The sequence below is a fragment of the Microcoleus sp. PH2017_34_RAT_O_A genome (assembly GCF_020737885.1).
Taxonomy (GTDB): Bacteria; Cyanobacteriota; Cyanobacteriia; order Cyanobacteriales; family Microcoleaceae; genus Microcoleus.
The window spans coordinates 47,682-60,071 of the sequence record NZ_JAEQDD010000048.1 but is presented as its reverse complement, the minus strand read 5'-3'; the positions used below and the strand labels follow the sequence as shown (position 1 = coordinate 60,071).

Annotated in this window: 7 protein-coding genes and 1 pseudogene; 1 reads left to right on the top strand and 7 read right to left on the bottom strand. The window is 48.0% G+C overall.

What is annotated here, in order from left to right:
* Positions 1 to 152 precede the first annotated feature (152 nt).
* Positions 153 to 5,687 (bottom strand): PAS domain S-box protein, encoded by a 5,535-nt coding sequence (locus JGK11_RS17450; RefSeq protein ID WP_293192113.1) that lies wholly within the window; start codon positions 5,685 to 5,687, stop codon positions 153 to 155.
* Between the two features lie 680 nt (positions 5,688 to 6,367).
* Between JGK11_RS17450 and JGK11_RS17445 the strand changes: the two genes are divergently transcribed.
* On the top strand, positions 6,368 to 10,180 hold the full coding sequence (locus JGK11_RS17445; protein ID WP_293183402.1) for a sugar-binding domain-containing protein: 3,813 nt from the start codon (positions 6,368 to 6,370) through the stop codon (positions 10,178 to 10,180).
* Between the two features lie 3 nt (positions 10,181 to 10,183).
* On the opposite strand, the gene JGK11_RS17440 is transcribed toward JGK11_RS17445, so the two are convergent.
* From JGK11_RS17440 to JGK11_RS17415, 6 genes and pseudogenes are all read right to left on the bottom strand, one after another.
* Positions 10,184 to 10,570 carry a type II toxin-antitoxin system VapC family toxin gene (locus tag JGK11_RS17440; protein ID WP_293183400.1) on the bottom strand — a complete coding sequence of 129 codons (387 nt, stop codon included), beginning with the start codon at positions 10,568 to 10,570 and terminating at the stop codon, positions 10,184 to 10,186.
* Entirely contained in the window at positions 10,567 to 10,803 is a 237-nt protein-coding gene (locus JGK11_RS17435) for a toxin-antitoxin (TA) system antitoxin (protein ID WP_293183398.1), read from the bottom strand. The genes JGK11_RS17440 and JGK11_RS17435 overlap by 4 nt, the downstream gene beginning before the upstream one ends.
* 88 nt (positions 10,804 to 10,891) lie before the next feature.
* Positions 10,892 to 11,137, bottom strand: a complete 246-nt coding sequence (locus JGK11_RS17430) for an HNH endonuclease (RefSeq protein WP_293212379.1) — start codon at positions 11,135 to 11,137, stop codon at positions 10,892 to 10,894.
* A gap of 30 nt (positions 11,138 to 11,167) precedes the next feature.
* Positions 11,168 to 11,602: pseudogene (locus JGK11_RS17425) on the bottom strand (KGK domain-containing protein).
* A gap of 237 nt (positions 11,603 to 11,839) precedes the next feature.
* Positions 11,840 to 12,223 (bottom strand): type II toxin-antitoxin system PemK/MazF family toxin, encoded by a 384-nt coding sequence (locus tag JGK11_RS17420; RefSeq protein WP_293192107.1) that lies wholly within the window; start codon positions 12,221 to 12,223, stop codon positions 11,840 to 11,842.
* Positions 12,186 to 12,389: a hypothetical protein gene (locus JGK11_RS17415; RefSeq protein WP_293192105.1), complete on the bottom strand. Its 204-nt coding sequence runs from the start codon at positions 12,387 to 12,389 to the stop codon at positions 12,186 to 12,188. The genes JGK11_RS17420 and JGK11_RS17415 overlap by 38 nt, the downstream gene beginning before the upstream one ends.
* Position 12,390 lies beyond the last annotated feature (1 nt).

Here is a 12,390-nt window from a genome sequence, read left to right as displayed (position 1 = left end):
AGCGCTCAAGCGCAACTACGTACCTTTCCGGAGCGCTCAAGCGCAACTACGTACCTTTCCGGAGCGCTCAAGCGCAACTACGTACCTTTCCGGAGCGCTTAAGCGCAACTACGTACCTGGAGGAGCGCTCAAGCGCAACTACGTACCTTCTGTTAGTGTAAGGTTTTTAACTGAGCTAAAACTGTGGCGAATCGAGCAGAATCGATCGGCTTTGCTAAGTGTTCGTCGTAACCGGCCTCGATCGCCCGATGCCGGTCTTGTTCGCTAGCATAAGCTGTCAGCGCCACAGCGGCCAAGCGCTTGATTTTGTCAGATTCGGACGATCGCACTTTGCGGATTAACGAGTAGCCATCCTCAACCGGCATCCCGATGTCGCTGACTAAAATATCCGGCGGCGACTGCTGTAAAATGTCGATCGCCTCTTGGGCTGAAGCAGCAGCCATCGCCAGAGCCCCCAACTGTTTCAGCGCCAAAACCAAAAACTCGCGGTTGTCGGGTTCGTCATCAACTACCAATACCTTTAAACCAGCCAAAATACCAGGACTCACGGCAGCTAATTGCCTTTCCTCTATCAACTGCGGCTGCTGACTCCGACGCTGTTTCAGGGGCAGCATTACTGTAAATGTCGCCCCGAGTCCCTCTCCGGGACTTTCGGCGCGTACAGTGCCGCCGTGAAGTTCCACCAAGTGCTCGACGATCGCCAATCCCAGTCCCAAACCCCCGTAAGCCTTAGTAATTGAGCCATCTGCTTGTCGGAAGCGATCGAACACGTAGGGCAGAAACTCAGCAGAAATGCCTTTGCCGGTATCGCTAACAATAATTTGTATGTAATTAGGTGATGGGGAATTAGCAACAGCTACCGCAGACAAACGCAGTTGGACTGTTCCCCCGGATGGCGTAAACTTGACGGCGTTAGTCAGCAAATTCGAGACTACCTGCTGCAACCTCTGGGCGTCGCCCCACATCAAACTGATTGCGGGGTCAAATTCCGAGGAAACAGTCACAGACTTAGCCTGAGCGGCGAAACTGACACAATTGAGGGCAACTTCGATCGTCTTTGTCATGACGAACCAGCCGGGTTTTAGAACCAGCTTGCCTTGAATAATCCGGGAAACATCGAGCAAATCTTCGACTAGCTGCGTTTGCACCCTCGACTGACGCTCGATCGCTTCCAAACCGCAAGCTAAAGAATCTGGTGTGTACGGGCGGGTGCGGAGCATTTGGGCCCAACCCAGAATTGCGTTTAAAGGCGTGCGGAGTTCGTGGGAAAGAGTGGCTAGAAACTCGTCTTTCCGGCGGTTGATGGCTTCTGCTTCTGCCCGCGCGGCTTGTTCGCGATCGAGCAACTGAGCGAGTTCTGCCTCGACTTGCTTGCGATCGCTGATGTCGGCGACGATCGACATACAGTTAATGTTACCCTTGGCGTCGCGGACTGGAGTTGCCCACAAACCGATGTCGATCGAAGTGCCGTCTTTTCTTTGGCGCTGGGTTTCCATGCCGGCGATCGCATTTCCAGCGCGAATTCCTTTCAAATTCTCCATAAATTCCTCCCGCTTGTCTGGGGGAACGCTGGGCAAAAATTTACCTACCGCCTCGGATTCTGGCCAGCCAAAAATCCTCTCAGCGGCTGGGTTCCACATTTTTACAATGCCGTCCTCGGCGCCGAAAACGGTAATTGCTAGGGGACAAGCCTGGATCAAGGCTTCCAAAGTTTGATTGATTTGCGATCGCGCCTCTTCTGCTTGTTTGCGATCGGTGATATCGACGTTCACGCCGATAGTCCGCAGGGGCAAACCGCGCTCGTCCTGAAACACCTTAGCCCTGCAAGCAATCCAGGCGACGCTGCTATCCGAGCGGCAGATGCGGAACTCGATGTTTAATTCCTCGCCGTTCGTCGCCGCAGCCAGTACCTGCTGTTCGGTGAAAGTGCGATCGTCTGGATGCACCATTGCCAGCAAATTTTGATAGCTGCTCTGGAAACCGCCGGCCGGCAGCCCGTACAAAGCCTCTAACTCCGGCGTACACGCGAGTTCGCCCGTTTGGACGTTCCATTCAAAAGTTCCGATTTTGCCTGCTTGCTGAGCGATTTGCAGCCGTTGTTGATTGTTTTTGAGTTCTGCTTCCACCCGCGAGATTTCGGTCAAGTCAATGTAGAATCCGACGATCGTCTCTGGTTCGCCCTTGTCAGGGCACAAAGTCGTCGCGCCCATCAGCACCGGCACGCGGCTGCCATCTTTGCGGATGTACTCTTTCTTAAAAGGAGTTGCGACTCCCGACGCCCGCAGTTCCCCGGCCGCCCGGGCGTCGAGGTGGAGGTATTCGGAGGGGGTCATATTGTCCCACCGCATTTGACCGGAGAGCACGTCTAAGCGAGTATAGCCCACCATGTTGAGCAGGGAGTCGTTGGCGTAGGCGATGCGGCCGGTAAAATCGCCGATCGCGACTCCGAAAATATTTGAGTCTAACAGTCGGCGGAATAAAGCTTCGCTTTGCTGGATTACCCGTTTTGCTTGGTTGCGATCGGTAATTTCGGCAACCACGCTGCTGACTCCCAACAGCGTTCCCGATTCATCGATCACGGGGTAAAAGCTGACTTGCCAATCCCGCACAACTCCCGGCTGTTGAAGGGTTTCGGCCTTAAGTTCCATGTCGAGTACGGGGGTTTGCGTAGCGAGCACTTGGCGGTAAATCGGCTCTACCAGATTGGCAAGTTCCGGTATCGCTTCTCTGACGGTGCGCCCGATGTGATCTGCGATCGTGCGGCCGTTGATCGCAGCGAGGCATTCGTTCATGCGGATGTAGCGCAAATTGGTATCGAGAAAGCACAGCCCGACTGGTGTGGTGTTGTAAACTAAGTCGAGTTCTGCTAGTTGGTTGCTAATGCGAATTTCGTTTTCTCGGATCTGGTTTTGAGCTTGTTTGCGATCGGTGATATCGACCACGAAGAACGATCCTTTGTCTGTGCATCCTTGCAAGTGTCCGGCGCCGACAAAAACTGGGAAGCGCGTGCCGTCTTTGCGGATGTATTCTTTTTCAAAAGGCTCGCAACTTCCTGATGCTGCGACTTGGGCGAGGGCTGCGCGATCGAGTTCTGCGTATTCCGGCGGCGTGATATTGCTCCAGTGGATTTTTCCTGAAATTAAGTCTTCTCTCGTATATCCAATCATGTCCAGCAAGGCGTTATTAGCTTCGGTAATTTCGCCGCCCGCCTCCCAGAAACCAATGCCGATCATGTTAGAATCTACCACGCTGCGGAAGCGCATTTCACTTTCCCGCAAAGCTAATTCTGTTTGTTTAGCTGCGGTAACATCTGCGATAATTATGCCAGCGCCGATGATTTCTCCCCTTTCATTTTTCACCGGGTAGTAGTTGGCGAGCCAGTAGCCGAAATATCCGGGTCTTCCCCCATGTTCGCCGCTGACTTCTACATTTAAAACAGGTTCGCCGGTTTCTAGAACTTGCTGAATTATTGGTGCAAACTCGGCAGCGGATTCTGGCAACAATTGGCGGTAGTCTTGACCGAGATGCTGTTCTGCTGTCAAACCGTTGAGTTCTGCTAATACTTGATTGATGCGGATGAATCGCATTTCGCGATCGAGAAAGCAAATCGCTAGGGGAGATGCTTCTAACAGCGAGTCAATTAAGGCGAAGGATTGCGATGTTTGAGCTAGTGCTTGCTGCGCTTCTGCATAAAGTCTGGCGTTGTCCAGGGCGATCGCCACGCGGTATGCTAAATCTTCTAGCATTGCCATATCTTCTGCACTGTAGCGGCGCCCCAACTTTGAGGTAAAGCAAGTGATCGCACCCATTACCCGCCCGCGCGCCTTCAGCGGTACGCAAGCGTGAGAACCGATATTGAGCGATTCCCTACGGGATAGCTTCGCCGCGCGTAGCATTTCAATTTCTGCTGCATTTTCGGCTGCTGCTGCTAAAATCTCCTCATCCACTTCGGCAATTAGTTGGGATTTGCCGGTGCGAATTACCAGCGGATAGCCGTTAACAGCATCAAAGGCGATCGGGCTGCAAACTCTCAACTTATTAATCGTATCAACCGTAGAGGCTTCTGCGTGAGCCACAGCGACTTTGCGGACTTTTGAGTCAGTTTCGGTCAAATGAATGCAGCACCCATCGGCAACAGAATTAACTGCTAATTCAGCGACATTTTGCAGCACTGTTTCTCCGTCAAACGCAGCAGCCAAAATTTTGCTAACTTCTGCCAAAAATGCCGATCGCTGCTGTTCTATTTGGGCTTTTTCTCGGGCTGCTTGCTCGGTTGCCAACTGCAATCTTTGACTTTCTGTAAGTTTGAGTTCTGTGATATCGCGGGCAACAATTAACGCCGATTCTGGTACGCCGTCTTTGTCAAACTCTGGAACTACGCGAGATTGATAACTTCTGATGCCGTCGGTTGAGTAAGCCTGAAATTCGATGACTTCTTCTCGACCAGTTTCTAACACTTTGCGGAGAGTTTCATCCCACCTCTGGCAAAGTTCCGGCGGCATTCCTATCTCTTGACTGGTTTTCCCGAGGAAGAATGAAATTGGTTTTCCTTGAGTTCGGGCAACTGCTTCGTTGACATAAATATAACGCAGTTCTTTATCGGTGCGGATAATCACATCGGGCGTATTTTCTAGCAGCGTTCTCAGTTGCTGTTCGCTGCTAGACAAAGCTGCTTGTGTTTGCTGTCTTTCAGTAACATCTCGCACCGTGCCCACGTGTCCGATAAGTTCCCCACAGTCGGAGAACATCGGCGCCGAACCAACATTAATCCAGCGCACAATCCCCTCTGCTGTTTGCAGGCGATACTCGATCGCATATTCCCCAAGTTCCCGAGTATAATCCAGCCATCGGCTCAATACGCGATCGCGGTCTTCCGGGTGAATGCAATTCTCCCAACCATCTCCTAAAAGTTCTGCCAAACTCAAGCCACAAATCGCCTGAGTGCGAGGGTTTGCATAGGTGTAGCGCCCCTCAAAATCTGCCATAAAAATTCCCACAGGCGAACAGGAACTTAAACAGCGAAATCGTTCTTCTTGAGCTTGCAGCGCTTCTTTAGCTACTGTTAGCTCAGCCGTGCGCTGTTTGACGCGGTTTTCTAGCTTGGCGTAGGATGAAGCCAAGGCTATTTCTGCTAATTTGCGATCGGTAATATCGATACCACTTGCGATCGCATATTCTACCAAGCCATCAATACCCAGCATCACTGTATTCGACCAAGAAATGAAGCGCTTGGATCCATTTTTAGTGCGCCAATAGTTTTGATATTCGCTGTAAACAACTTCTGCGTTTAGATTAGCAAAAACTGTTTGAGCTGCCTCAACTTCTTCCGGAATCAAGAACAGATCCCAAACATATTTATCCAGAACTTCTGCTACCGAGTAGCCAGTTGTTTTTTCGCAAGCTTGGTTGAATCGCACAATCCGTCCTCGACTGTCGAGAACTACAATCAAGCAAGCTGTGGTATCAGTTACTTTTGAAATAATCTGGCGTTCTATTTCTAGTTCTTGTTCTGCGGACTTTAAACCAGCATACCAGCCGCCAACCATTGCAGCGGCAAGAAGTAAGATTGCAGGAGTTGCCTGAAGTGCAAACAGTAACAGAGTTGTCAGCAGTAAGGCCGTGCCTGCGGTAAATGTAGCAATGCTGTAAGATTTAATGGGTAAAGGCAAGACCTGAAACCGACTCATTTTTTTTTGACCTGTAGCGATGGCGCGATCGCACTATTTCTGTTTGTGCCTATAAAACAACATGGTTAAAAAAAATTATGTGTTTTTTCTATACCAAACCACATTTGTCGGCGCCGTGCCATCTTCCCACAGACAGATTTTCTGAAGTCAGTTAACAGTTGACAGTTGATAGTAGTCATTAGTCATTAGTCATTAGTCATTAGTCATTAGTCAGTAGGGGCGGTGGATGGTGCGTGCCCGCCCTCATCAGTCATTAGTCATCAGTGCTGTCCCCGCTCGCAAACCTTATCATCAGTCATCAGTCATTAGTCACAGAGAATCAGAAAAATACTCCCAATCTCCCCCTCTCCCAATCTCCCCCTCAGGAGCATCTCATTTTTGTAAAAAGCATTTTTTCTTTGAGTGCGAGCGTCCCCGCTCGCGTATTTTACAATACGCGAGCGGGGACGCTCGCACTATAATAAATGCAAAACTGAGATGCTCCCTCCCACGTCTCCCCTTTCTCCCCTTTCTCCCCTTTCTCCCCTTTCTCCCCCTCTCCCACTCCCCCCCTCTCCCACTCTCCCCATCTCCCACTTTCCCCTTTGTCCACTCGTCGAAACCAAGCAATTGATGCGCGCAGCAGCTTATGATAAATGAAGAGACAAACTGGATAAGTTGATTTCTGGGAGGAACTTACGATGAATCACAAGCTGGCAAAAATTATCGGATTATTTTTCGCAGCCGCCATCGTCTTCGGATTCATCGGTTACGCGGTGCAAAATCCCAACTCGGTCACCAACTCAGTAATGTCGATCGGCTTTCCGAATCTTACTACAGCTACCGCCAGCGCGATCGACAACCAGCGCAACCAAATCTATCTCAACGGCACCTGGCAATTTGTCCCCGCCACAGGCAACCCCCAAAGTCCCCCCGCCTCCCCAAATTGGGGCTCCATCCAAGTACCCGGAGACTGGCAAGAAGAAAAAAACGAATTCATACCCGGAATCATCACTCGCGGCACCGGCAAAGACTGGGAAAACTTCAACAGCAAACAACTATCAAAAGCTTGGTATCAGAAAAAAATAGACATTCCCGGCGAGTGGAAAAACCGCCGCATTTTTATCGACTTAGCCCGAGTCAGCACCGATGCAATTATCTTTGTCAACGGCATTAACTGCGGTCAAATCGAATGGCCCTACGGCAATATTGAAATTACCAAAGTAGCCAAACCAGGTCAAAATACAATATCTATTTTAGTCGCGGCAGTCTCCGACGAAAAAGACAAAGCCGTGATCATGAGTCCCACAGAAATATACACCACAAAATCCAACTTGCAATCGCGGGGAATCATCGGCGAAGTCAGGGTTCTTAGCGTGGCCCCAGGCCCGCTAGTTAGCGATGTATACGTCCAAACTTCCACCAGAAAAAAGCAAATTAAATTAGATGTAGAGCTCAAAGACATTACCCAAAACGGTCAAGTTCAGCTTGTAGCGCAAATGCTCGACGAAAAAGGCAAAGTCGAACAAAAATTTACAGGCACTGCAACCGTTCAAGCCAAACCAATTCAAACCGTAAAAGTCCAGTGGGATTGGCAAAGTCCCCGCCTTTGGGATGCCGGCAAACCCAACCTCTACACCCTGCAATTAGAAGTAACAGGCAGCGGCGTTAACACGCAATACAACCAACCCTTCGGCTTCCGCGAATTTTGGGTACAAGGGCGCAAATTTTTCTTAAATGGCACCGAGTTTCGCCTGCGTCCCGCCTTGCATTCCGATACATGGGAAGGTGGCACAGTAGAAGTTTCAGACAGTTTAATAGACGCCTATGTAAAAGCTGGTTTCAATATAGCAGAAATCTGGCCTTGGAATCACGACGAACGGGGTAGATGGCACTTCAGAGAACTATTTTCCGAACGCGCCGATCTCAAAGGTTTTCCAATTATGGCGCCCGCATTAGATATTACTCCCATAGCTTGGAGCGAACAATGGAATAACCGCCAAATTATCGATCGCTGGAAAGGGCGAATGACAGCAGAAATGCGCCGCTACCGCAATCATCCCTCAGTATTAATGTGGGCAACAAGTCCCAATTATTTCGGCAACGGTGACGACCAAAATCCCCGCCGCATCGGCAAGAAAACAGTAGAAGGAACAATCGGCCCCGTCGAAGACCAGCGTTTGCGGGCAAAAACCCCCCTGGGAAATGAAGCTTTTGCTGCTATGAAATCTGTAGACCCAACCAGACCTGTAATGGTACATCAAGGCGGCACTTTTGGCGATGTTTATTCGCTAAATTCTTATTTAAATGTGATGCCGTTACAAGAAAGGGAAGAATGGATTTCAGAGTGGAGTAAAACCGGAGAAATGCCCTACATGGTAGTAGAATTTGGCACGCCTCTGCACGCGACCATGATGCGGAACCGCCAAGGTTTTGATAAGGTGATTGTTAGCGAACCTTGGATGACTGAATTTGCAGCAATTTACTTTGGCAAACAAGCTTACGACTTAGAAACTCCCACTTATAAACGTAAAATTCGCGAGCAATTTGTCAAGGATATGCAGTATAAAAGCTGGCACATGAGCAAGGATTTAGATTTTGCACCTGCTTTTCAAAAGTTGCAGTATTTATTCAGTACGAATACTTGGCGGACTTGGCGGACTTTTGGAATGTCTGGGGGCATGATTCCTTGGCAGCAAGGACACGGTTGGGATGTTTCGGATGCTGGCAGAACCAAGGTAGATCTGGGAGGATTTCAATCGGGTCGCCGAGGTGTTTATTTGAAGCAAGTGTCCAACAATCTGATGCATCATTTGCAACCAGAAGCTTACAAAATTTATCCGGCAGGGGAGGCAATTATGAAGAATAACGGCCCGACTTTAGCTTGGATTGCTGGTGCTAATCAGGCTTTTGCTGCCAAAGATCACAGCTTTTTTGCAGGCAGCAAATTGGCTAAGCAAATAGTATTAATTAACGATACCAGAGCGCAGCAAGATTTTGCATTAAATTGGCGAGTTATGGTCGGAGGAGAAGAGGTAGCAACTGGGGAGAAGAAGGGGAAAATTGACACAGCAGGCACGCTATTTTTCCCAATTGACGTGAAATTGCCAAATACAATTTCTAGCAAAGCTGACGGCGAAATTAGTTTAACTGCACGAATTGGCGATCGGCCGCATTCTGATACATTTCCTTTCCGGGTGTTTGCCAATCAAGCCAAAATCAAGGATACGCTAACAATCTTCGATCCAGTTGGCAAAACATCGGCAATGTTAAAGCAGTTAGGTTATAGTCTGGTGCCTTGGAATGGTTCGCAAGTTTTATCGCTATTAATTATCGGTAGGGAAGCTTTTTCTAGCGGGCAAAATTTGCCAGGAAATTTAGAAAATTTCGTGCGAAACGGCGGCAAAACAATGGTGTTTCCTCAGCGCCGGGAATGGCTAAAAAACATGGGTTTGCGGGTTGCCGAACACGTCAGCCGCCGCGCCTATCCAGTTGACAGCAATCATCCAGCAATTATCGGTTTAGACGGTGAAGATTTGCGGGATTGGATGGGGGAAAGTACGCTGGTTGAAGCTTATCCAGATACAACTCAAACTGGATCGAGATTGAGTCCAGCAAATATGCCTTGGTACGGCTGGCATTGGGGAAATCGCGGCGCAGTCAGCAGCGCTTCAATTGAGAAGCCGCACCGCAGCGGTTGGCGGCCAATTTTGGAATCTGAGTTTGATTTAGCTTATTCCCCGCTGATGGAATTGGATTATGGAAAAGGGCGGCTGATTTTAAACGAGTTGGATTTGGAAGACCATTATTCTGTAGATGGTGGGGCGGCGCAGTTAGTCCAACAAATTGTGAGTTACGGGACGAATTCTCCAATGCTTGGAAAGCCGGATAAGGTGGTTTTAATTGGGGGAGACAAAGATGCCAAGAAGTTGGACAGTTTGGGGGTAATTTATCAGCGGGCTAATGCGCTTTCTCAGGATGCTGGTTTGGCGATTGTGGGTGCCGAAGCGAATCTGAAAGATGCAGATTTGCGTGCTTATTTGAATGGTGGCGGAAATGCGTTTTTCTTGCCGCGTCAAGTACCTGTTGCGGGTTTGGGCGTGGGTTTGCAGCAGGCGAAGGATTTCGGGGGTTCGCTGGCGGTGCCTGGTTGGGATGAGGTGAAGGGGCTTAGCGGTTCGGATTTGCGATCGCGCTCTTTTTATGATACTTGGTTGATTAAGTCTGGGGGAGAAATCGGTGCTGACGGTTTGTTAAGCCGGGTTGCTGTAGGTAAGGGCGTGGCGATTTTCTCTCAAATTGACCCGGATAGTTTGAATGCTGATGCTAAGACTTATTTGCGTTTTACTCGCTGGCGGCAAACTCGGGCAAATGCTCAGATTTTAGCTAATTTAGGGGCAAGTTTTAGGGCGGATGGTGCTGTATTTAACGGTTCGAGTCAGGAGTTTTATCACCCGGATTATAAGACAGATTTTGAGAATGGGGACGATCCTTATCGGTATTATCGATGGTAGGAGTTACCAGTCAATGTTGACCGGATATTTGGCAAATATCGAATCGCAACTCACTAACACAGCGTCTTCTATATTGGCTTGAGCAATCAATAGGCGATCGAAGGGATCTTTGTGATGAGTTGGTAAGTTATTCAAGGCTAAAACATGAGCAATAGTAATAGGTAGCAATTCTATATTGTTAGTCACTTGCTGGCTTTCTATCACTTCTGTTAAAGGCAGATTCAGACTTAGTTTACCAAGTTGGAGCTTGATTTGGATTTCCCAAATGCTGGCAACACTTACAAGCAAAGTATTTTCTGGATTTTGACACAAGGCAAGAGCTTTTGGTGAAAGTCTTTGCGGGGAACTGTCCCACCAAATGAAGGTATGAGTATCGAGGAGTAATCTCATAGATTCCCTGTCCAGAATTCATCAGATAACGGTTCATCAAAATCCTCACTTGTCCAGATTGTTCCAGCGTGCAATCCTGCTGTGCGCGGCTTAGCTGGGGATGCAATGGGCGCTAATCGTACAAGGGGAATGCCACCTTCTGTGAGAACAACCTCTATACCTTTAAGTGCTAGAGATAATAACTCTTTTAAATTTGTTTGTGCTTCTTGTATGTCAACTGTTTTTGTGAGCATTGCAGTTATCCTAGCTAGGAGTTAAAAGTGCGATCGCATGGCAGAGTGCAATTTCCATATCAAACGGTCAAACTTATTATACTAAATATCACAGGTCAAAGTGTCGCTTAAAGCGCGGGTCTAGTTTGTCGGTTTTCCTTTGGTTGCAGGTGCAGCAGAGGGTTTGCAGGTTGCTGATGTCGTTGCTGCCGCCGCGGGCTAGGGGGATGATATGATCGATCGACAGTTCTGCTTCTAGTTTGGTTTGGCCGCAGCTTTGGCACTGGTATTTGTTGCGAGTGAATACGTATTTTCTGACTTCTGGAGGGATAGTAATTCTGGAAGTTTTAGTCATGATGTATTTTAACCGCAGAGGTTTGATTGATTAGCTAAGTGAGTTTTCTTGTTGGAGAAATTGGCGGCGCAAATCATCGAGGGGGGATTCTGGTTGGCTAGTTTCTGACTCGTTGTTTTCTGGTGTTTCTTCTACTTCTGGTTCGTCGGGGCAAAATTCTATAGTGACATTGAGTTTGAGCTTCATCTTCCCTTTCTTCCAGCCCTGAGCACCCACTCTGAGAATTTCACAATCTATACCCTCACCAAATCAGTTTTCATAAGCCCTAGTTTGTTGGTCAGTATTTAAACCTACATCAATATCTAGTTTCTGTTGGCTTAACGACTTATTGAGTGTCTGTGCTAACTCATCTTCAGGTAAAACTCTATTTACTGTTTCCTTGAGTTTTTCTACTTTAAGCATTGCGTCACCAAAAGATAAAGCATCATCATTACCGCAGTTATGGAAATCAAATTTATCTTCCATATTAATCTCTAAGTTCTTTAAACTGTCATCCTAACTATTTTAGAGTAGCATCTATATTTTGGCAAGAATCCCGGCGGTTGGAAACCGCGGCTATACAAACGATGTCCGCCTCCGCGGACTAAGAATGTCTTCAACCCGCGGAGGCGGGTTTTGTCTGTGTAGCCGCGATTTCCAATCGCCGTAATTTCAATCGCCAAAATTGCAATCATTCACTTACCACCCTCGTGCAAGTCCTATTTAATCTACTATTTCTAATTCCAAAGCTACCATCAAACAGCGATTAACGTGGTTTATAGCCTCAGTTGAAAAAGCACCCAGTTTGCGAGTAATCATTGACTTATTGAGGGTAAAAATGGACTCGCACCTAACTACAGACTCAACTCTAATACCAGCCAATGCAATTTCATCTCCTGTTATCAAATATTGAGCTGCCGTCAAAGAGCGAGTTGTCTTAGAAGTACAAGGTACAATCATCACATCGTCAATAATTTGGTTGAGATTATCTGCCGAAATTATCACAGCCGGACGCAGTTTAAACTGTGTTAGCTGAGTAGAAGGCATGGGTACTTGAGCCAACACTACATCACCTCTTCGCAAGTTCATCAGCAAATAGTTCGTCATAAATGTCATTTTCCGCACTCAGCCAATCTTGATAAGCTTGGGATACAAGCATCGGTTGAACAGATTCTTTTCCTGTTGTCAAAAACTGCGCTAGGTTGAGAAGTATTGCCAACTTATCATCGGGAAGTTGCTCGATTATTGTTAGAAGTTTTTGGCGAATGTTCATA

Coding starts and splice junctions, on each gene's coding strand:
- JGK11_RS17415 (WP_293192105.1), bottom strand. CDS start 12,389: ATGAACATTCGCCAAAAACTTCTAACAATAATCGAGCAACTTCCCGAT.
- JGK11_RS17435 (WP_293183398.1), bottom strand. CDS start 10,803: ATGCTCACAAAAACAGTTGACATACAAGAAGCACAAACAAATTTAAAA.
- JGK11_RS17445 (WP_293183402.1), top strand. CDS start 6,368: ATGAATCACAAGCTGGCAAAAATTATCGGATTATTTTTCGCAGCCGCC.
- JGK11_RS17420 (WP_293192107.1), bottom strand. CDS start 12,223: ATGACGAACTATTTGCTGATGAACTTGCGAAGAGGTGATGTAGTGTTG.
- JGK11_RS17440 (WP_293183400.1), bottom strand. CDS start 10,570: ATGAGATTACTCCTCGATACTCATACCTTCATTTGGTGGGACAGTTCC.
- JGK11_RS17450 (WP_293192113.1), bottom strand. CDS start 5,687: ATGAGTCGGTTTCAGGTCTTGCCTTTACCCATTAAATCTTACAGCATT.
- JGK11_RS17430 (WP_293212379.1), bottom strand. CDS start 11,137: ATGACTAAAACTTCCAGAATTACTATCCCTCCAGAAGTCAGAAAATAC.